At 42.8% G+C, this 19,062-nt stretch carries 23 protein-coding genes; 14 read left to right on the top strand and 9 right to left on the bottom strand.

Annotated elements, in window-relative coordinates; translation table 11 throughout:
* The first annotated feature begins 263 nt into the window (after window positions 1-263).
* From DB729_RS01715 to DB729_RS01650, 14 genes are all read left to right on the top strand, one after another.
* A complete protein-coding gene (locus DB729_RS01715) occupies window positions 264-1,049 on the top strand; it encodes an enoyl-CoA hydratase (protein WP_109289671.1) in 786 nt (261 codons plus the stop codon).
* 90 nt (window positions 1,050-1,139) lie between these two features.
* Window positions 1,140-1,574, top strand: coding sequence for a fatty acid biosynthesis transcriptional regulator FabT (fabT, locus tag DB729_RS01710; RefSeq protein ID WP_109289672.1), 435 nt, complete (start codon window positions 1,140-1,142; stop codon window positions 1,572-1,574).
* Window positions 1,574-2,548, top strand: a complete 975-nt coding sequence (locus tag DB729_RS01705) for a beta-ketoacyl-ACP synthase III (protein WP_109289673.1) — start codon at window positions 1,574-1,576, stop codon at window positions 2,546-2,548. Before fabT ends, DB729_RS01705 begins: the two co-directional genes overlap by 1 nt.
* A gap of 57 nt (window positions 2,549-2,605) precedes the next feature.
* Window positions 2,606-2,830: an acyl carrier protein gene (locus DB729_RS01700; protein ID WP_000257840.1), complete on the top strand. Its 225-nt coding sequence runs from the start codon at window positions 2,606-2,608 to the stop codon at window positions 2,828-2,830.
* 117 nt (window positions 2,831-2,947) lie between these two features.
* Window positions 2,948-3,922 carry an enoyl-[acyl-carrier-protein] reductase FabK gene (gene fabK, locus DB729_RS01695; protein WP_084872551.1) on the top strand — a complete coding sequence of 325 codons (975 nt, stop codon included), beginning with the start codon at window positions 2,948-2,950 and terminating at the stop codon, window positions 3,920-3,922.
* Window positions 3,915-4,835, top strand: coding sequence for an ACP S-malonyltransferase (gene fabD, locus DB729_RS01690; RefSeq protein WP_109289674.1), 921 nt, complete (start codon window positions 3,915-3,917; stop codon window positions 4,833-4,835). Before fabK ends, fabD begins: the two co-directional genes overlap by 8 nt.
* Window positions 4,836-4,880: 45 nt before the next feature.
* Window positions 4,881-5,612, top strand: coding sequence for a 3-oxoacyl-[acyl-carrier-protein] reductase (gene fabG / locus DB729_RS01685; RefSeq protein ID WP_001177612.1), 732 nt, complete (start codon window positions 4,881-4,883; stop codon window positions 5,610-5,612).
* A 28-nt stretch (window positions 5,613-5,640) separates the two neighbouring features.
* Window positions 5,641-6,876 carry a beta-ketoacyl-ACP synthase II gene (gene fabF, locus DB729_RS01680; RefSeq protein WP_000774050.1) on the top strand — a complete coding sequence of 412 codons (1,236 nt, stop codon included), beginning with the start codon at window positions 5,641-5,643 and terminating at the stop codon, window positions 6,874-6,876.
* 2 nt (window positions 6,877-6,878) lie between these two features.
* Window positions 6,879-7,367, top strand: a complete 489-nt coding sequence (gene accB / locus DB729_RS01675) for an acetyl-CoA carboxylase biotin carboxyl carrier protein (RefSeq protein WP_001052309.1) — start codon at window positions 6,879-6,881, stop codon at window positions 7,365-7,367.
* Window positions 7,364-7,786 (top strand): 3-hydroxyacyl-ACP dehydratase FabZ, encoded by a 423-nt coding sequence (fabZ, locus tag DB729_RS01670; protein WP_000565515.1) that lies wholly within the window; start codon window positions 7,364-7,366, stop codon window positions 7,784-7,786. Before accB ends, fabZ begins: the two co-directional genes overlap by 4 nt.
* 11 nt (window positions 7,787-7,797) lie before the next feature.
* Window positions 7,798-9,165 carry an acetyl-CoA carboxylase biotin carboxylase subunit gene (gene accC / locus DB729_RS01665; protein ID WP_000488663.1) on the top strand — a complete coding sequence of 456 codons (1,368 nt, stop codon included), beginning with the start codon at window positions 7,798-7,800 and terminating at the stop codon, window positions 9,163-9,165.
* A 35-nt stretch (window positions 9,166-9,200) separates the two neighbouring features.
* A complete protein-coding gene (accD, locus tag DB729_RS01660) occupies window positions 9,201-10,067 on the top strand; it encodes an acetyl-CoA carboxylase, carboxyltransferase subunit beta (protein ID WP_001173379.1) in 867 nt (288 codons plus the stop codon).
* The gene (locus DB729_RS01655; protein WP_001017374.1) at window positions 10,064-10,831 is read left to right on the top strand and encodes an acetyl-CoA carboxylase carboxyl transferase subunit alpha; all 768 of its coding nucleotides are present in this window, start codon (window positions 10,064-10,066) and stop codon (window positions 10,829-10,831) included. Before accD ends, DB729_RS01655 begins: the two co-directional genes overlap by 4 nt.
* Before the next feature lie 147 nt (window positions 10,832-10,978).
* Window positions 10,979-11,680, top strand: a complete 702-nt coding sequence (locus tag DB729_RS01650; protein ID WP_065371592.1) for a CPBP family intramembrane glutamic endopeptidase — start codon at window positions 10,979-10,981, stop codon at window positions 11,678-11,680.
* A 49-nt stretch (window positions 11,681-11,729) separates the two neighbouring features.
* On the opposite strand, the gene nusB is transcribed toward DB729_RS01650, so the two are convergent.
* From nusB to gatC, 9 genes are all read right to left on the bottom strand, one after another.
* Window positions 11,730-12,152 carry a transcription antitermination factor NusB gene (gene nusB, locus DB729_RS01645; protein WP_000203659.1) on the bottom strand — a complete coding sequence of 141 codons (423 nt, stop codon included), beginning with the start codon at window positions 12,150-12,152 and terminating at the stop codon, window positions 11,730-11,732.
* Window positions 12,145-12,534: an Asp23/Gls24 family envelope stress response protein gene (locus tag DB729_RS01640; protein ID WP_000510584.1), complete on the bottom strand. Its 390-nt coding sequence runs from the start codon at window positions 12,532-12,534 to the stop codon at window positions 12,145-12,147. Before DB729_RS01640 ends, nusB begins: the two co-directional genes overlap by 8 nt.
* A 21-nt stretch (window positions 12,535-12,555) precedes the next feature.
* Entirely contained in the window at window positions 12,556-13,116 is a 561-nt protein-coding gene (gene efp, locus DB729_RS01635; RefSeq protein ID WP_109289675.1) for an elongation factor P, read from the bottom strand.
* An 80-nt stretch (window positions 13,117-13,196) separates the two neighbouring features.
* The gene (locus DB729_RS01630; RefSeq protein WP_109289676.1) at window positions 13,197-14,324 is read right to left on the bottom strand and encodes an SPFH domain-containing protein; all 1,128 of its coding nucleotides are present in this window, start codon (window positions 14,322-14,324) and stop codon (window positions 13,197-13,199) included.
* A gap of 8 nt (window positions 14,325-14,332) precedes the next feature.
* Window positions 14,333-15,289 (bottom strand): zinc-ribbon domain-containing transport protein, encoded by a 957-nt coding sequence (locus DB729_RS01625; RefSeq protein WP_033583741.1) that lies wholly within the window; start codon window positions 15,287-15,289, stop codon window positions 14,333-14,335.
* A gap of 99 nt (window positions 15,290-15,388) precedes the next feature.
* Window positions 15,389-15,784, bottom strand: coding sequence for a hypothetical protein (locus DB729_RS01620; RefSeq protein ID WP_109289677.1), 396 nt, complete (start codon window positions 15,782-15,784; stop codon window positions 15,389-15,391).
* A gap of 57 nt (window positions 15,785-15,841) precedes the next feature.
* Window positions 15,842-17,287 carry an Asp-tRNA(Asn)/Glu-tRNA(Gln) amidotransferase subunit GatB gene (gene gatB, locus DB729_RS01615; RefSeq protein WP_109289678.1) on the bottom strand — a complete coding sequence of 482 codons (1,446 nt, stop codon included), beginning with the start codon at window positions 17,285-17,287 and terminating at the stop codon, window positions 15,842-15,844.
* A complete protein-coding gene (gene gatA, locus DB729_RS01610; RefSeq protein WP_109289679.1) occupies window positions 17,287-18,753 on the bottom strand; it encodes an Asp-tRNA(Asn)/Glu-tRNA(Gln) amidotransferase subunit GatA in 1,467 nt (488 codons plus the stop codon). The genes gatB and gatA overlap by 1 nt, the downstream gene beginning before the upstream one ends.
* A complete protein-coding gene (gene gatC / locus DB729_RS01605) occupies window positions 18,753-19,055 on the bottom strand; it encodes an Asp-tRNA(Asn)/Glu-tRNA(Gln) amidotransferase subunit GatC (protein ID WP_109289680.1) in 303 nt (100 codons plus the stop codon). The genes gatA and gatC overlap by 1 nt, the downstream gene beginning before the upstream one ends.
* Window positions 19,056-19,062 lie beyond the last annotated feature (7 nt).

Below are 19,062 nucleotides of genomic sequence, written 5' to 3'. Positions count from 1 at the left end.
ATTTTATACGATTATAGCAGAAAGAGGGGCATTTTTCAATGAAGAAAATAGCTTCCTATTACAATAGAAGTAAATGCTAACTTATTCTGAAAAGCGACAACAGTTTAAAAGTAAGAGAGTCAAATTTCACTCACACTCATAAATGATGGGTAAATAATCAGCTGAGACACTTTCCTTTAGTTTTTCCTTGCCTCTTTATCCAAAAAAAGGTATACTTTGAAAATAAAATAATTTCATTGCCTTACAAAAGAAAAGGAGAAGCTATGAATCATATCTTATATCAGATCGTAGATGATCTTGCTATTATTACTTTGAATCGTCCAGAAGTGGCAAATGGTTTCCATATCCCAATGTGTGAGGAGATTTTAGAAGCTTTGACCCTAGCAGAGCAGGATCAAGCTGTTCAGTTCATCTTGATTAATGCTAATGGGAAGGTCTTTTCAGTTGGGGGAGACTTGGTTGAGATGAAGCGTGCAGTGGATGAGGACGACATTCCTTCTTTGAATAAGATTGCAGAATTAGTCAATACAATTTCTTTTAAAATCAAGCAAATTCCTAAACCTGTTTTGATGGAGGTAGATGGAGCGGTTGCCGGTGCTGCAGCAAATATGGCAGTAGCAGTTGATTTCTGTTTAGCGACTGACAAGGCAAAATTCATTCAAGCCTTTGTTGGAGTTGGATTGGCGCCAGACGCTGGTGGGATTCATCTCTTGAGTCGTAGTATCGGGGTAACACGGGCTGCACAACTTGCTATGACAGGTGAAGCCTTAACTGCTGAAAAAGCGCTAGAATGGGGCGTGGTATACCGTGTTTGTGAAGTTGACAAATTAGAAAAAACAAGAGAACAAGTTCTGAAAAAATTAAGACGAGGTTCAGCAAACTCATACGCAGCGATTAAAAAATTGGTTTGGGAAAGTCAATTTAAGGATTGGCAAGATTATGCCGAATTGGAATTGAAACTGCAAAAATCTTTATCTTTAACTGAAGATTTTAAAGAAGGGGTCCGAGCACATTCTGAAAGGAGAAGACCAAAATTTTCAGGAAAATAAAAAAATACTTGCACAATTCTTTGAAGTTTGTTATACTTCTTCTATCAAATGTTTTGATTGTGAAAGTTTTTTGAGGAGGAGGGAAAAAGTTTGGACTACCAACAAGTAAATGATTATTTAACATCTATTTTCAATAACGTCCTTGTGATTGAGGAGGTTAGCTTACGAGGTAGTCGATTCAAAGACATCTCCATCAAAGAAATGCACACGATCGATGTGATTGGGAAATTCCCTGAGGCGACGCCTAGTAAGGTTTCCAAAGAACTGATGGAGACCCTGGGAACAGTTACGACGAGCTTGAATAACCTAGAAAGAAAGGGTTACATTGAGCGTATTCGTTCTGATCAAGACCGTCGTGTGGTCTATCTGCATTTGACAAAGAAAGGTCGTTTGGTTCACCGCCTTCACAAACGATTCCACAAGGCCATGGTCGAAAGAATTATTGACGGCATGAGTCCTGAGGAAAAGAAAGTCATGGGCAGAGGCTTGACGAACCTTTATCAATTTTTGGAGGATTTGAAATAATGGCCTTTGCTAAAATAAGCCAAGTTGCTCATTATATTCCAGAGCAAGTGGTCACTAATCATGACTTGGCTCAAATCATGGATACAAGCGATGAGTGGATTTCAAGTCGGACAGGAATTAAACAGAGACATATCTCAAAAACGGAATCTACAAGTGACTTGGCGACAGAAGTTGCGAAGAGCTTATTGGATAAAGGGAGCTTAACAGCGGATCAGATTGATTTTATCATTGTAGCGACGATTACCCCAGACTCGATGATGCCTTCCACAGCAGCTCGAGTTCAGGCGAATATCAGAGCGCATAGAGCTTTTGCCTTTGATCTGACAGCAGCTTGCAGTGGCTTTGTATTCGCTCTCTCAACTGCAGAAAAGTTTTTAAGTTCTGGACAGTTCAAAAAAGGGATTGTTATCGGGGCTGAAACCTTATCCAAGGCAGTTGATTGGTCTGATCGTTCGACAGCTGTTCTCTTTGGAGATGGTGCTGGTGGCGTTCTCTTGGAAGCGAGCGAAACACGGCACTTCCTCGTGGAAAGTCTCTATACAGATGGCTCTCGGAGCGAGTGTTTGACCTATGGTCAAACGGCTTTGGCTTCGCCCTTCTCAGATCAAGAGACAGTTCCTGCTTTTCTGAAGATGGATGGACGAGCAGTTTTTGATTTTGCAAATCGTGATGTTGCTAGATCGATCAAGGAAACCATTGAAAATGGTCCAATCGCAGCATCGGACTTGGATTATCTCTTGCTTCATCAGGCAAATATCCGCATTTTGGATAAGATGGCTAAGAAAATCGGTGTAGACCGAGATAAGCTTCCTGCTAATATGATGGAGTATGGAAATACCAGTGCAGCAAGTATCCCGATTTTGCTCTCAGAGTGTGTGGAGAATGGCATGATTCGTTTAGATGGTAGCCAGACGATTCTCCTATCAGGCTTCGGTGGAGGTTTGACATGGGGCACACTCATTCTTACAATCTAGGTAATCATGTGGTAAACACATAGTTATAAATTTTTTATATTTTAAAGGAGTCCTATCATGGCAGTATTTGAAAAAGTACAAGAAATTATCGTTGAAGAACTTGGGAAAGACGCATCAGAAGTAACACTTGAATCTACTTTTGATGATTTGGATGCAGATTCATTGGACTTGTTCCAAGTAATCTCTGAAATCGAAGATGCTTTCGATATCCAAATCGAAGCAGAAGATAACTTGAAAACAGTTGGTGACTTGGTTGCCTACGTTGAAGAGCAAACAAAATAATTAACATATTACTAGAAGGAGTAGGGGGGACCCGCTCCCTCTTGTTTAGGTAATAGTTTGAAACTCAAATGATAAACTTATCGAACTATTACGTAAGCAAGGAATGATGGAGGCACTATGAAAACACGTATTACAGAATTATTGAACATTGATTATCCTATTTTTCAAGGAGGAATGGCCTGGGTTGCTGATGGCGACTTGGCTGGTGCAGTATCAAAAGCTGGTGGTTTGGGGATCATCGGTGGTGGAAATGCACCTAAAGAGGTCGTAAAGGCTAATATCGATAAAATCAAATCACTTACGGATAAACCTTTTGGTGTCAACATCATGCTCTTGTCACCTTTTGTAGAAGATATCGTTGATCTCGTGATTGAAGAAGGGGTTAAGGTGGTTACAACTGGTGCTGGAAATCCAAGTAAATACATGAACCGTTTCCATGATGCAGGAATTACAGTTATTCCTGTTGTTCCTAGTGTTGCTTTGGCAAAACGCATGGAAAAAATTGGTGCAGATGCCGTCATTGCAGAAGGTATGGAAGCTGGTGGACACATTGGTAAATTAACAACGATGACCTTGGTTCGCCAAGTTGCTGCAGCTGTTTCAATTCCAGTTATTGCTGCTGGTGGTATTGCAGATGGTGAGGGGGCAGCGGCTGGGTTTATGCTTGGCGCAGAAGCTGTTCAAGTAGGAACTCGTTTTGTAGTTGCCAAAGAGTCTAATGCTCATCCAAACTATAAAGCTAAAATTTTAAAAGCTCGTGATATTGATACAACGATTTCAGCACAACATTTTGGCCACGCAGTTCGTGCCATTAAAAACCAGTTGACTCGTGATTTTGAGCAGGCTGAAAAAGATGCCTTTAAACAAGAAAATCCAGATTTAGAAATCTTTGAGCAAATGGGTGCAGGAGCTTTAGCTAAAGCTGTTGTCTATGGTGATGTGGATGGCGGTTCAGTGATGGCCGGCCAGATTGCAGGTTTGATTTCTAAAGAAGAAACTGTTGAAGAAATCTTAAAAGATATCTACTACGGTGCAGCTGAAAAAATTCAAGAAGAAGCTGCTCGTTGGGCAGGAGTTACAAGAAATGACTAAAACAGCCTTTCTATTTGCTGGTCAAGGATCTCAATACCTAGGAATGGGTCGCGAGCTCTATGACCACTATCCTATCGTCAAGGAAACAATCGATCAAGCTAGCCAAGTCTTAGGTTATGACCTTCGTGATTTGATTGACAATGATGAAGCAAAGTTAAATCAGACTCGTTACACGCAGCCAGCTATTCTAGCTACATCCGTTGCTATTTATCGACTATTGAAAGAAAAAGGATATCAGCCAGATATGGTGGCAGGACTGTCTCTTGGGGAATATTCTGCTCTTGTAGCAAGTGGTACCTTGGACTTTGAGGATGCAGTTGCCTTGGTTGCTAAGCGTGGTGCTTATATGGAAGAAGCTGCACCTGCAGGCTCTGGGAAGATGGTTGCCGTTCTTAATACTCCAGTTGAAGTGATTGAGGAAGCTTGTGAAACAGCCTCTAAAGTTGGAGTAGTGACTCCAGCCAACTACAACACCCCAAGCCAAATCGTTATCGGTGGCGAGGTGGCTGCAGTTGACCGAGCAGTTGAACTCTTGCAAGAAGCAGGAGCAAAACGATTGATTCCTTTAAATGTATCTGGTCCTTTCCATACAGCCCTTCTTGAGCCAGCCAGTCAGCAACTAGCTGGAGCTCTTGAGGGAGTGAGTTTCGCTGATTTTACTTGCCCACTAGTCGGCAATACGGAAGCTGCTGTTATGGAAAAAGGTCGAATCAAAGAGCTTTTGACGCGTCAGGTCAAAGAACCTGTTCGTTTTTATGAAAGTATTGCTGTGATGCAGGATGCTGGGGTAACCAACTTTATTGAAATTGGTCCTGGAAAGGTCCTGTCAGGCTTTGTAAAAAAAATCGATAAAACAGCTCAGCTAGCTAACGTTGAAGACCAAGCAAGCTTGGATGCTTTGTTAGGAAACTAATGATCCCTTCTCCCACAAAATACAACAGGAAACAGGAGAAATAGAATGCAACTTACAAACAAAAATGTCTTTGTAACAGGTTCAAGTCGTGGTATCGGACTTGCCATTGCTCACAAATTTGCCCAACTAGGCGCTAATGTAGTTTTGAATAGTCGCGGAGCAATCTCAGAAGAATTGCTGGCTGAGTTTTCAAACTATGGTGTCAAAGTAGTACCGATTTCAGGTGATGTCTCAGACTTTGCAGATGCCAAGCGTATGGTAGATCAAGCGATTGCAGAACTCGGTTCTGTTGATGTCTTGGTCAACAATGCTGGGATTACTCAAGATACGCTTATGCTCAAGATGACCGAAGAAGACTTTGAAAAAGTGATTAAGATCAACTTGACAGGTGCCTTCAACATGACGCAAGCAGTCTTGAAACAGATGATCAAGGCACGTGAAGGTGCGATTATCAACATGTCTAGTGTGGTCGGTTTGATGGGAAATATCGGACAAGCCAACTATGCAGCTTCTAAAGCAGGCTTGATTGGTTTTACCAAGTCAGTTGCACGTGAAGTTGCCAATCGCAACGTACGAGTAAATGCTCTTGCACCAGGGATGATTGAGTCAGATATGACTGCTGTTTTATCTGATAAGGTCAAGGAAGCGACATTGGCCCAAATCCCAATGAAACATTTTGGTCAAGCAGAACATATCGCAGATGCTACAGTGTTCCTGGCTGGACAGGATTATTTGACTGGACAAGTTCTCGCTGTTGATGGCGGACTTAGCATGTAAAAAATAAGGAAAGATATAGGTAAGACAGATGAAACTAAATCGAGTTGTAGTAACAGGTTACGGATTGACCTCTCCTATCGGAAATACTCCGGAAGAATTTTGGAACAGTTTGCAAACTGGGAAGATTGGAATTGGAGAAATCACTAAGTTTGACCACAGCGAATTTGCTGTGCACAATGCGGCAGAAGTTCAAGATTTCCCATTTGATAAATACTTTGTCAAAAAAGATACCAACCGTTTTGACAACTATTCTTTGTATGCCTTGTATGCGGCTCAAGAAGCGGTGACAAATGCAAATCTTGATGTAGAAGCAATCGATAAGGATCGCTTTGGTGTCATCGTGGCTTCTGGTATTGGGGGAATTAAAGAAATCGAAGATCAGGTTATCCGTCTTCATGAAAAAGGTCCAAAACGCGTTAAACCAATGACACTTCCAAAAGCCTTGCCAAATATGGCTTCAGGAAATGTTGCCATGCGTTTCGGAGCAAACGGTATCTGTAAATCAATCAATACAGCCTGTGCCTCATCAAATGATGCCATTGGAGATGCCTTCCGTTCTATCAAGTTTGGTTTCCAAGATGTCATGTTAGTTGGTGGATCAGAATCATCTATCACTCCTTTTGCTATCGCTGGTTTCCAAGCTTTGACCGCCCTATCAACTACAGAGGATCCAACTCGTGCTTCTATCCCATTTGACAAAGACCGTAATGGTTTTGTGATGGGAGAAGGTTCAGGGATGTTGGTTCTTGAAAGCCTTGAACATGCTGAAAAACGTGGTGCAACTATTTTGGCTGAAGTAGTTGGTTATGGAAATACCTGTGATGCTTATCATATGACTTCACCTCATCCAGAAGGTCAAGGAGCGATTAAGGCGATTAAACTAGCTTTGGAAGAAGCAGAAATTTCTCCAGAGCAAGTGGCTTACGTCAACGCCCACGGAACTTCAACTCCTGCTAATGAAAAAGGAGAAAGTGGTGCGATTGTAGCTGTCCTTGGTAAAGAAGTACCTGTATCTTCAACCAAGTCCTTTACAGGACACTTACTTGGCGCTGCAGGGGCAGTAGAAGCCATCGCTACCATTGAAGCCATGCGTCATAACTATGTACCAATGACAGCTGGAACAAGTGAGTTATCAGACTATATCGAAGCGAATGTCGTTTATGGACAAGGCTTGGAGCAAGAAATCCCTTATGCTATTTCAAACACTTTTGGTTTTGGTGGACACAATGCGGTTCTTGCTTTCAAACGTTGGGAGAATAAATAATTATGAATTTAAATGAGATCAAGGACTTGATGGCTCAATTTGACCAATCAAGTTTGAGAGAATTTTCTTATAAAAATGGAACGGACGAATTGCAGTTCAGTAAGAATGAAGCAAGAATGGTTTCTGAAGCACCAGCTCAAGTTGCTCCAGCGCCAGCTGCAGTGGCTCCTAGTCCAGTAGTTTCGGCCCCTTCAACTCCAGTAGAGAGTGCAGTGGAAGAAGCTCCAGCACCAGCTGAAACGACGGTTGCTCCGGAGGGTGATGTCGTTGAGAGCCCACTTGTAGGGGTGGCTTACTTGGCCGCTGGACCAGATAAACCTGCCTTTGTCACAGTTGGAGACAGTGTTAAAAAAGGTCAGACTTTGGTGATCATTGAAGCCATGAAAGTCATGAATGAAATCCCTGCACCTAAGGATGGTGTGGTGACAGAAATTCTCGTTTCAAATGAAGAAATGGTTGAGTTCGGTAAAGGATTGGTACGCATCAAATGATCGATATTCAAGGAATCAAAGAAGCTCTACCCCATCGCTACCCCATGCTCCTAGTGGATCGTGTCTTGGAAGTGAGCGAGGATACCATTGTTGCCATTAAAAATGTCACCATCAACGAACCTTTCTTTAATGGTCATTTTCCTCAATACCCAGTCATGCCAGGTGTTCTTATCATGGAGGCCTTGGCTCAGACTGCTGGTGTCTTGGAATTGTCCAAACCTGAAAATAAAGGGAAACTGGTCTTCTATGCTGGCATGGACAAGGTTAAGTTCAAGAAGCAAGTTGTACCAGGTGATCAATTAGTCATGACGGCTACTTTTGTCAAACGTCGTGGTACGATTGCCGTGGTTGAAGCAAAGGCTGAAGTAGATGGTAAGCTTGCAGCGAGTGGTACTCTTACCTTTGCAATTGGAAACTAAGGAGGATCTCCATGTTTCGTAAAATTTTGATTGCCAACCGTGGTGAGATTGCGGTTCGCATTATTCGAGCTGCGCGTGAATTGGGCATTGCAACCGTGGCAGTTTATTCAACTGCTGATAAGGAAGCTCTTCACACACTCCTAGCGGATGAAGCTATCTGTATCGGACCTGGTAAGGCAACAGAGTCTTATCTCAATATCAATGCAATTTTGTCTGCTGCGGTCTTGACAGAAGCAGAAGCCATCCATCCAGGCTTTGGTTTTCTTAGCGAAAACTCCAAGTTTGCCACTATGTGTGATGAAGTGGGGATTAAGTTTATTGGCCCTTCTGGCGCTGTAATGGATACTATGGGAGATAAGATTAATGCGCGTGAGCAAATGATCAAGGCTGGGGTTCCAGTTATCCCAGGATCTGATGGTGAAGTTCACACGGCTGAAGAGGCCCTTGCAGTTGCAGAAAAAATTGGCTATCCAGTCATGCTTAAGGCATCGGCAGGTGGTGGTGGAAAGGGAATTCGTAAGGTTGAAAAGGCAGAAGACTTGGTCGCAGCCTTTGAAACAGCATCCAGTGAAGCCAAGGCCAATTTTGGAAATGGCGCTATGTATCTTGAGCGTGTGATTTATCCAGCTCGCCATATCGAAGTTCAGATTCTTGCGGACCAAGAGGGTCATGTTGTCCATCTTGGTGAACGGGATTGTTCACTCCAACGGAATAACCAAAAGGTCTTAGAAGAAAGCCCATCCATTGCGATTGGCAAAACCCTTCGTCATGAAATTGGTGCTGCAGCCGTTCGTGCAGCAGAGTCTGTAGGCTATGAAAATGCAGGGACGATTGAATTTCTACTCGATGAAGCGAGTGGCAATTTCTACTTCATGGAAATGAATACTCGAGTGCAAGTTGAACATCCAGTCACAGAGTTTGTTTCAGGTGTTGATATTGTGAAGGAACAGATTCGCATTGCTGCCGGGCAACCTTTACCTTTCAAACAAGAAGATATTGTCCTACGAGGTCACGCTATCGAGTGCCGGATCAATGCGGAAAATCCAGCATTTAACTTTGCTCCAAGCCCAGGGAAAATTACCAATCTCTATCTACCAAGTGGTGGAGTTGGCTTGCGCGTGGATTCAGCAGTTTATCCAGGTTATACCATTCCCCCTTACTATGATAGTATGATTGCCAAAATCATTGTTCATGGGGAGAATCGCTTTGATGCTCTTATGAAGATGCAACGGGCACTTTATGAACTTGATATTGAAGGAGTGCAAACCAATGCAGACTTCCAGTTGGATCTGATTTCAGACCGCCGAGTTATCGCTGGTGACTACGATACTTCCTTCTTGATGGAAACTTTCTTGCCAAAATACCAAGAAAAAGAATAGACTTTCAAACAGTATGAGAACTAAAAGGGGGAGTTATGGCTCTATTTAGTAAAAAGGATAAGTATATTCGGATCAATCCTAACCGTTCCGTAAGGCAGAAACCACAAGCCAAGCCTGAGGTTCCGGATGAACTCTTTTCCCAGTGTCCTGGTTGTAAACACACCATTTACCAAAAGGATCTTGGGAGCGAACGAATTTGTCCCCATTGTAGCTATACTTTCCGTATTTCAGCTCAGGAACGCTTGGATTTGACGATTGATTCTGGTAGCTTTGTGGAGATGTTTACAGGTATTGAAACTCAAGATCCATTAAACTTTCCTGGCTACCAGAAAAAACTGGCTACTATGCGTGAAAAGACAGGTTTGGATGAAGCCGTACTAACTGGTACAGCTAGCATCAAGGGACAAAAAGTTGCCCTTGGGATCATGGATTCAAACTTTATCATGGCTTCTATGGGAACCGTTGTGGGTGAAAAAATCACGCGCTTGTTTGAGTATGCAACGGTAGAAAACTTGCCAGTCGTTCTCTTCACAGCTTCTGGTGGAGCCCGTATGCAAGAAGGAATCATGAGCCTGATGCAGATGGCTAAAATTTCTGCGGCAGTTCAACGTCATTCCAAGGCAGGACTTTTTTACCTCACTATTTTAACCGATCCGACAACAGGTGGAGTGACCGCTTCTTTTGCTATGGAAGGTGATATTATCCTAGCGGAACCCCAAAGTTTAGTTGGTTTTGCTGGGCGTCGTGTTATCGAAAATACAGTTCGTGAGACCTTGCCGGATGACTTCCAAAAGGCAGAATTTTTGCTTGAACATGGATTTGTTGATGCAATTGTCAAACGGAGAGAATTGCCTGAAACAATTGCTAAATTAGTGAGATTGCATGGAGGAAGTCGCGGATGAATATTGCAAAAATAGTCAGAGAGGCACGCGAGCAGAGTCGCTTGACTGCACTTGATTTTGCCAATGGAATCTTTGACGAGTTTATCGAATTGCATGGAGATCGCTCTTTCCGTGATGATGGTGCGGTCATCGGTGGAATTGGTTGGTTAGGTGAACAGGCAGTAACTGTCCTTGGTATCCAAAAGGGAAAGAGTCTTCATGATAACCTCAAACGAAATTTTGGGCAACCACATCCGGAAGGCTATCGTAAGGCTCTTCGCCTGATGAAACAGGCAGAAAAGTTTGGCCGTCCAGTTGTGACCTTTATCAATACGGCGGGTGCTTACCCAGGTGTTGGAGCCGAGGAACGTGGACAAGGTGAAGCAATTGCTCGAAACCTGATGGAAATGAGTGACCTCAAGGTTCCAATCATCGCGATTATTATCGGTGAAGGTGGATCTGGTGGGGCCCTAGCTCTAGCCGTAGCTAACCGTGTCTGGATGTTAGAAAACTCAATCTACGCAGTACTTAGCCCGGAAGGATTTGCCTCTATCCTTTGGAAGGATGGAAGTCGTGCTATGGAAGCGGCGGAGCTGATGAAAATCACTTCACACGAACTTCTAGAAATGGGAATCGTAGACAAGGTAATCTCAGAGGCAGGACTGTCAAGTAAAGAACTGCTAGATTGCGTTAAAAATGAATTGCGTGCAGAACTAGATAGGTTGAAAGAACTACCACTCGACCAACTTATCGAAGAACGTTACCAACGCTTTAGAAAATACTAAGAAAATTTAAAAGCTAGAACATTTTGTTCTAGCTATTTTGATAATAGACCATGGATAAACATGAATACTCTAGATAAATAAGAAAAACAATCAATGGTCTATCCTCTATAGAGCCCTAATAGAGAGTTTACCGTTAGGAGAGAAAGAATGAAAAAGACAATACATTTAGGAATCTGTATGATTTTAATGTTCCTGTACATTTATTTAACGCCATTAGGAGCCATAACTCTAGCTAGGATCTTTGGTTTAGGAATGGACAGCTATATAATCTTCCTAGTTGGAGAAGTGTTACTTATTTTCTTTTTATTCGTTTTGTGGTTGAAAAAGAAGAAGATGCTCTTTATCTTCGAGAAAAAGAGTTGGCGCTGGTCTTATCTCGCTTTCTTAGTGGCTTGTTTTCTTATCTATTCTTTTTTAAATGGATTTAGAATGCAGAATATTCGATTAATTAACCATAGCTTTATTTTCCAAGACCTTCTTTCAGAACTTTACTCAAACGGAAGAGAAACGACTCTATCAAGTCTTATATTTTTAATCTTTAACATTTCGATTGTACCTGTTGTTGAGGAGACAATCTATAGGGGTTATTTTATGAATACCTTCTTTCCGAAGTCGGAATTTTATTTGGATGTGTTCTTGTCTTCTTTCATCTTTGGGCTCAGTCACTTGGTTCTATCTCATCGTGACCCCATCAGTCTCATCATTTATAGTATTCTTGGTCTTCTATTTGCAGTTGCTTATCGAGTTACGGGTAGTCTTCGATTTACCATTGTTTGTCATAGTTTCTATAATGCGATTCCCTATGCTCCGTCGATCTTATTTTATATCTATTATTTGATTTTTAGATAGTGGTAGGCAAAGAAAAAAGTGTTTGATAATTGTCAAACACTTTTTCTATTTACTGTTCTTCTGTTACAAACTGGCTGAGCAGTCCGTTGATAAAACGGGCAGATTTTTGATCTGAGAAGTCCTTTGCAAGCTCGATAGCTTCATTAACCGCAACCAGCTGTGGGGTGTCAAATGAAGTGATTTCAAAGACTCCCAAGCGAAGGAGGTTTCTCTCCACGAGAGTTAAACGCTCGATGGTCCAACCTGCTTTTAAATGCTGAGTGATTTGCTTGTCTAGTTCTTCCTTTTTAGCCTGAACACCAGAAACTAGCTCTGTCAAAAAGGCTGGAAGTTGCACATCCGTATCTTCACGATCATGAGTATAGGCGAAACGACAAGCAGTTTCGACATCCGTACCGAATTCAAGGCTCATGAGAGCTTGAAAAGCGCATTTACGGAGTTGGCGTCTAGATTCTAATAGTGGACTAGTCATTGAGGAAGTCCTCGTCAAATAGATCTTTCAATTCTGGTTTTGGTGTTTTATCTGGAACGATACCTGCAACGTGAATATTGATAGCAGCGAGTTCTACATCAGCCATATTACGAACGGCATCTTTGACAGCTTTCTGGATAGCAACCGCTACCTTAGGAACTTTTACTCCGTACTCAAGGTAGAGATAGATATCAGCTGTGAGCTCTTCGTCCACGTTTTTTAGATAAACACCACGGCCTAGAGAAAGTTTTGAAAGGGTATCAGACACTGATTTGTTTGAAAAAGAGTGTACACCCTCTACTTTTGCAGTAGCAATAGCAATGATTTTTTCAAGTACACGTGGGGCGATAACGATTTCGCCAAGTTGTTCTTCAATTCCCATAGAATGACCTCTTTCTAGAGATTAGGCACGAGAAACGTAAGTTCCTTCTGCAGTGTTGATAACGAGTTTTTGTCCTGCTTCGATGAAGTCTGGAACGTTTACGACAAGTCCAGTTTCCATCGTTGCTGGTTTACCAGAACCTGTAACAGTAGCACCTTTGATAGATGGTTGAGTTTCTGCAACTGTCAATTCGACAGTAGTAGGAACGGTAACACCAATCACTTCAGTTCCGTAGAATTGGATCTTCACATCAGAGTTTTCAAGGATGTAAAGCAACTCGTTTTCAACATTGACTACAGGAATTTCGTATTGGTCGTAAGTTTCTGTGTTCATGAAGTAGGCTGTGTCATCCATTTTGTACAAGTATTGAGCAGGAACAATCTCGATGATAGCTTGTTCAAATTTTTCCTCTGGACGGTAGCTTGTGTCAAATGTAGAACCAGTACGGACATCACGCAATTTCATACGCATGATTGTGTTTCCTTTACCTGGTTTGTGGTGGCTAGCTTCCAAAACGCGGATCAATTTTCCGTCAGCTGTTTCAAAGGTCATTCCAGCCTTTAATTTACTTGCTTCAATCATGTTTTTACCTCTTTAATAAATAATTTACTCTTTATTGTACCATAAAAGACAACATTACTCAAATGTCAGAAGGAGCTTAATTAGTTGACTGGTACGATATTTCCATCTTCGTCTTTGGTGACGAGGACGTATTTTCCATCGACTTCGATATAAAAATTCTTGCTAGTAGCTTGCCCAGTGTTTTGAGCAGGTGCTTGATTTTGGACTTGTTGGCTTAGTTGACCACCGAGAGTTTGGCCAAGATTCATGCCCATAAACATGTTCATCCCATTGCCATTTCCTTCGTTGGCAGCTGCAGCAATGAGCGCTTCGTTGCGAGCACGGCGTTCTTCGATTTCAATCGTGTTGTACTTCATTGCCACGAGCTCACTATCAAGCTTGCGAACGATATCAAGACTTTCTTGGTCGTAGCTGAGGTCTTCAAGCAAGATATTAGTTGCTTCAATTCCGTAGAGGCCTGTCCAAACCTTGTTGACCTCTTGTTTAGCGAGTTCGTTAAAGGTATCTTGGTTGGCATTGAGGCTATAGATATCAACCTTGTTTTCGTTGGTATATTTGGCAATGGTAATCGCGATTTTTGGTGCGATATTTTGACGGAGCGTTCCTTGAGCTACATCTTGGAGAGTAAATGGCTGTCCGTCAGTAATTTGATGGCTAACAGAACTCACGTAGAAGAGGACTGGATCTGCTATTTTTACATCAAACAAGCCATAGAAACGGATATTAAGCAGCTGTTGGTAACGTTCGCTGAAGTATTCGACCGCATTTTGTGTGCCGAACTTATTACCTGCAATAGGTTGCATGCGGATATAGATAATTTCTTGTTGGGTGATGACTTGTCCACCGAAAGAGAAACGGTTTTTAAAGTTTTCCCAAGTGCCTTTTAAACCACCTTTTTCAAGGAGCCAGGCATTATCACCAGCTTGCCATTCGTGGCTACCAGCTTCGAGGACTTCACCAAGGAAGGTACCATTGTTTACCAAAACAGCGGTATAGCCTTGGGGAACGATAACCACACTGCCATCTGACAAAAGTCCAGTATTTTGATTGCTGTGACGAGAACGTCCATCTGGGTCTTTTGTGAGTAATTGACCCTTGACGGCCAAGGCATCGCCAGAGACATTATCTGGAAGGACAATGGCTTCCTTGAATTTACTATCATTAAAACTATTTAAGCCTGCTGATAAGGCTGCACGTATAAATCCCATAATTCCTCCTAATTATAAAGCTCGTCTTCATCCACAACATCATAGGTATCAAGTACCCATTGGTTTGGACTGCGAGAGAGATTGGCACCACAGTAGTCACACTCGCTAACTGCAGAGATTTTTAATGGGGCGCCACAGTTTGGACAGTGGTCGCTCACAACTTGGTCTGGATTGACTGCTTGCGTTTGGCTACCATGTTGACGGATAAAGTTCAATTGATACACGGTGAAGAGATCTTTTTTAGGATTTCCTTCGAGGACACGACGAGTCTCATCGTCAATGACATAGTCCCGCAAGGTAGATGACAGAATCACCACTAAGGTATCATTTCCGTCAGGATTTTCAATGAACTCCTTGATGCGAACGTTTTCGATACAAACTTTCTCTAAAACATTGGTTGTTTTAGCTCGAATATGGTCCTCGAGTTGGGTACTATGTTGGGAGTAGAGACTAGTACTTTCTAGCGCACGGACTGAATTCCAGTTTTTCTCAGTCCAGGCAACCTGCAATTTAAGATAAACTTCCTTAACCCAAGATGTGAAGGCATCAGCGTCAAAGTTTGGATCCCCATTTTTAACACGACTAATGGCCAGTGTGTTGTGTTCAACTCGACGATGGAGCGTTTGATAATCATTATTAGTGTAGGTTGAACTCGAATCTCCAGACTTACTCTGCAAGGATTTGACGATAACAACTAGTATGATTCCTCCAACTAATATGAACATAAATCCTAGATAGGGAGAGCTAGTAGAACTGTCAGAGGATGAGCCGTATCCAGAGCGGTAGTAGTGGTAGGATGAGCCGCCAGAACGACTTCCACCTCCACTTGAGCGGCTGCTACTTCTGGAGCTACTGCGGCTGCTCCCTCCACTTCTGGAATGTCCGACACCCGCATCAACGATTTGAGGCACGGATAGAAAAACAAGTAATAAGCAGGTCATTAAAAGAGCGTAAAACTTTTTCATGTGTCTCCTAACTATATGATTGAAAAGGTAGCATTCTGAATTCGAATGATTATTAAACTATTTAATAACCTTTAAAAATCATTTAAGATATACTAGGCGTTATTTACTAGCATTTAGCTTCTTTATGGAATGGCGTTCGATGAGCCATCCCACAATCCATCCTATTGCTAGCAAGTAATTTTCAAAAACACCGATAGCATTTACAGGAGAGTGATACTCCATATAATTGAGTAAGTGATTTGTTCCTATTCCAATTCCGCCAATAATGAGAGCAAGAAGTGCGATTCGTAGATAGAACCAATCGTATTTAATATTGATAGCGAGAATAATAATCAATACAGCTAAATTCCATATTCCAATTTCTCGTTGCCAACCAGCAGATATTCCGTACCCGGAGTGGCTTCCCATGTACGATGGAAAGAAAATTTGTAGTATAGAAGCGCCTAACATAGCGATGATGACTAAGACAAATAGCAATCGTAAAAATTTGTTCATTTATTCTCCTTGTCTCATTCTCGTCTTAAAAGTAGAAAAAAGTGTATAAAGAGTAAATTACTCACTTTCTTTCAACTTGGCCAATTCCTGTGCAAGGAGTTTAAGGGCAACTTGTGGATTGGCTTGCCCTTTGGTTGCCTTCATAAGGAATCCTGTGAAGGCCTTGTCTGCGTTGCGTTTGCCTGATTTGAAGTCGGCAACGGCAGCTTCGTTATCCGCAAAGACTTGGTGGATGATTGGGATCAAGACATTTGGATCTGAGATTTGCACCAAGCCTGCTTTTTCCACGTATTCACGCGCGCCACCGCCATTTTTAGCCAGGTGGACAAAGACTTTCTTGGCAATCTTAGAAGAAATCGTACCATCTTCGATGATGGCAATCATTTCTACTAAGTTTTCTGGTGTCAATTCGATTTGTTCCAGTGTTTTGCCTTCAGCATTCAAGAACTGAGCGACTTCACCTTGGAGCCAGTTAGAGACTTGTTTGGCATCGCCACCGAGGGCAACAGCTTTTTCAAAGAAGTCAGAAGTGACTTTGTTTGCAGTCAACTGGCTGGCATCGTAGTCTGACAAGCCAAGGTCAGATACGTAGCGCGCACGGCGTTCTTTTGGAAACTCTGGCAGTTCAGTACGCATTTCCTCAATCCACTCGTCTGAAATTTCAAAGAGTGGGAGGTCTGGTTCTGGGAAGTAGCGGTAGTCTGCAGTACCTTCTTTGACACGCATGAGGATGGTTGCTTTGTTGGCTTCATCGTAACGGCGTGTTTCTTGGCGGATTTGACCACCTGAGCGAAGGATTTCAGCCTGACGTTGGACTTCGTATTCGAGACCCTTGCGAACGTTTGAGAAGGAGTTGAGGTTTTTCAACTCAGTCTTGGTACCGAATTTTTCTTGACCATAAGGACGAAGGGAGATATTGGCATCCACACGCATGGAACCTTCTTCCATCTTAACGTCAGAAATGCCAGCGTACTGGATGACTTCCTTGAGGGCAGTTAGATAAGCATAGGCTTCTTCTGGGGAACGCATGTCCGCTTCAGATACAATCTCAATCAATGGCACCCCTTGGCGGTTGAGGTCAACATAAGAGTAGCCATCTGTACCGTGGGTGTTTTTACCAGCGTCTTCTTCTAAGTGGGCGCGTTCGATACCGATTTTCTTGGTCGTACCGTCTTCTAGCTCCACTTCAATCCAGCCGTTGTAGCCGATTGGCTCATCAAATTGAGAAATTTGGTAGGCTTTTGGATTATCAGGATAGAAGTAGTTCTTGCGGTCAAAGTGCATCTTTTTGTGGATGTCCATGTTGAGGGCAAGAGCAGCCTTGATACCGGCATCGACAACACCTTTATTGAGAACTGGCAGAACTCCTGGGAAAGACCAGTCAATCACGTTAGTGTTGGCGTTTTGGTCATTTCCAAAGTGGGCAGAAGTAGGTGAGAAGATTTTTGAATTGGTGTTGAGCTCTACGTGGACTTCAAGTCCAATGACTGTTTCAAAGTTCATTAGTTGTCACCTCCAAAAATCACGGGTTGTTGTTTGTGGTAGTCTGTTGTTGCTTCAAAGGCAGCAGCAGCTTGGTAAATGGTCTCTTCTGAGTATTTAGGACCGATCAATTGCAGACCGACAGGTAGACCTTGAGCGAATCCAGCAGGGATCGAAATTCCTGGGAGACCTGCTAAGTTGACAGGAATGGTCAAGAGGTCAGCTAAGTACATGGCAACTGGATCGTGGTTGAGTGAATCCAAGTCATAGGCAACGCTTGGAGCAGTTGGTCCCAAAATCAAGTCGTAATCCGCAAAGACGTTTTCGAAATCTTGGATGATGAGGGTACGGACTTGTCCAGCCTTCTTGTAGTAGGCATCGTAGTAACCTGATGAAAGGCTGAAAGTACCTAGCATGATACGGCGTTTCACTTCTTCACCGAAACCTTGGCTACGGCTGTTTACATAGATTTCATCAAGGTTACTTGCATCTTCTGCGCGGTAGCCATAACGGATACCGTCAAAGCGTTGCAAGTTTGATGAGGCTTCCGATGAAGCGATGATATAGTAAACGGCAACACCGTATTTAGAATGAGGAAGGCTGACTTCTTCGACGATAGCACCAAGTTTTTCGAAGTGTTTGGCTGCATTCAGAATGTTTTCCTTAACCTCTGGGTCAATCCCTTCACCAAGGTATTCCTTAGGCAAAGCAATTTTCATTCCCTTGATGTCTTGACCAATTTTTGAAGTAAAGTCGGCAATGCGGACAGGAGCAGAAGTAGAGTCTTTAGCATCTTCGCTGGCAATCGCATTGAGCAAGAGGGCATTTTCTTTAACAGTTGGTGCAAAAGGTCCAATCTGGTCTAATGAGCTACCGAAGGCAATGAGACCGAAACGTGAAACCGTTCCGTAGGTTGGCTTGAGACCAACGATCCCGTTGAAGGCAGCAGGTTGGCGGATGGAACCACCCGTATCAGAACCAAGTGACAAGCGGACTTGCCCAGAAGCTACAGCTGCGGCAGAACCGCTTGATGAACCACCGGGAACCTTGCTGTGGTCCCAAGCATTTTTAGTGGCACCGTAGTAAGAAGTTTCACCTGATCCACCCATGGCAAACTCGTCCATGTTGGTTTTTCCGACAACAATCATACCCTTAGCTTTGGCATTGGCAACGGCTGTCGCATCAAAGATTGGCTCGTAGTTGTAGAGCATTTTTGAGGCAGCAGTTGTGAGGATGCCGTCAGTAGAAATATTATCCTTAACAGCCAGTGGAATTCCTGAAAGGACATTATCCGCGTCAATTCCAGCTTCATCAATGGCTTTAGCTTGAGCAAGGGCTTGTTCTTCAGCGATAGTGACAAAAGCATTGATAGCTTTCTCGCGAGACTTGATATCTTCAAGCGTGGCTTGTGTCAATTCAGTAGCAGAAATTTCCTTAGAGACAAGGAGGTTGTGCAAGTCTTCAATAGTTTTGTTATTAAAAGTCATTAGGCATCTCCTCCATCATCTAGGATAGCTGGTACCTTGATATAGTAGTTTTCTTTTTCAGGTACGTTTTTAAACAAGCGGTCACGGTCTGTTCCTTCTTCGGCCACATCAGGGCGGAGTACGGTCTTGCGGTCAGCCAGGGTTGTAGTAGGTGCGACACCAGTTGTGTCGACTTCGCCCAGCAATTCAACCATATCAACAATCTTAGACAAGGTTGTTGCAAAGGCAGCAGTTTCTTCTTCAGAGAATCTTAATTTTGAAAGATTGGCAACGTGTGTTACCTCTTCTTGCGTAATTTTCATCTTGCAT

Source organism: Streptococcus halitosis (assembly GCF_003143695.2).
In the GTDB taxonomy this organism is placed as follows: Bacteria; Bacillota; Bacilli; order Lactobacillales; family Streptococcaceae; genus Streptococcus; species Streptococcus halitosis.
Note: the sequence above shows the minus strand (reverse complement) of the source record. Positions and strands in the feature narration are given on the sequence as shown.

Bases quoted from the DNA above. Each gene is read 5' to 3' on its own strand.
- DB729_RS01715 (WP_109289671.1), top strand. From the start codon at position 264: ATGAATCATATCTTATATCAGATCGTAGATGATCTTGCTATTATTACT.
- DB729_RS01705 (WP_109289673.1), top strand. From the start codon at position 1,574: ATGGCCTTTGCTAAAATAAGCCAAGTTGCTCATTATATTCCAGAGCAA.
- DB729_RS01700 (WP_000257840.1), top strand. From the start codon at position 2,606: ATGGCAGTATTTGAAAAAGTACAAGAAATTATCGTTGAAGAACTTGGG.
- fabK (WP_084872551.1), top strand. From the start codon at position 2,948: ATGAAAACACGTATTACAGAATTATTGAACATTGATTATCCTATTTTT.
- fabD (WP_109289674.1), top strand. From the start codon at position 3,915: ATGACTAAAACAGCCTTTCTATTTGCTGGTCAAGGATCTCAATACCTA.
- fabG (WP_001177612.1), top strand. From the start codon at position 4,881: ATGCAACTTACAAACAAAAATGTCTTTGTAACAGGTTCAAGTCGTGGT.
- fabF (WP_000774050.1), top strand. From the start codon at position 5,641: ATGAAACTAAATCGAGTTGTAGTAACAGGTTACGGATTGACCTCTCCT.
- accB (WP_001052309.1), top strand. From the start codon at position 6,879: ATGAATTTAAATGAGATCAAGGACTTGATGGCTCAATTTGACCAATCA.
- fabZ (WP_000565515.1), top strand. From the start codon at position 7,364: ATGATCGATATTCAAGGAATCAAAGAAGCTCTACCCCATCGCTACCCC.
- accC (WP_000488663.1), top strand. From the start codon at position 7,798: ATGTTTCGTAAAATTTTGATTGCCAACCGTGGTGAGATTGCGGTTCGC.
- accD (WP_001173379.1), top strand. From the start codon at position 9,201: ATGGCTCTATTTAGTAAAAAGGATAAGTATATTCGGATCAATCCTAAC.
- DB729_RS01655 (WP_001017374.1), top strand. From the start codon at position 10,064: ATGAATATTGCAAAAATAGTCAGAGAGGCACGCGAGCAGAGTCGCTTG.
- DB729_RS01650 (WP_065371592.1), top strand. From the start codon at position 10,979: ATGAAAAAGACAATACATTTAGGAATCTGTATGATTTTAATGTTCCTG.
- nusB (WP_000203659.1), bottom strand. From the start codon at position 12,152: ATGACTAGTCCACTATTAGAATCTAGACGCCAACTCCGTAAATGCGCT.
- DB729_RS01640 (WP_000510584.1), bottom strand. From the start codon at position 12,534: ATGGGAATTGAAGAACAACTTGGCGAAATCGTTATCGCCCCACGTGTA.
- efp (WP_109289675.1), bottom strand. From the start codon at position 13,116: ATGATTGAAGCAAGTAAATTAAAGGCTGGAATGACCTTTGAAACAGCT.
- DB729_RS01630 (WP_109289676.1), bottom strand. From the start codon at position 14,324: ATGGGATTTATACGTGCAGCCTTATCAGCAGGCTTAAATAGTTTTAAT.
- DB729_RS01625 (WP_033583741.1), bottom strand. From the start codon at position 15,289: ATGAAAAAGTTTTACGCTCTTTTAATGACCTGCTTATTACTTGTTTTT.
- DB729_RS01620 (WP_109289677.1), bottom strand. From the start codon at position 15,784: ATGAACAAATTTTTACGATTGCTATTTGTCTTAGTCATCATCGCTATG.
- gatB (WP_109289678.1), bottom strand. From the start codon at position 17,287: ATGAACTTTGAAACAGTCATTGGACTTGAAGTCCACGTAGAGCTCAAC.
- gatA (WP_109289679.1), bottom strand. From the start codon at position 18,753: ATGACTTTTAATAACAAAACTATTGAAGACTTGCACAACCTCCTTGTC.
- gatC (WP_109289680.1), bottom strand. From the start codon at position 19,055: ATGAAAATTACGCAAGAAGAGGTAACACACGTTGCCAATCTTTCAAAA.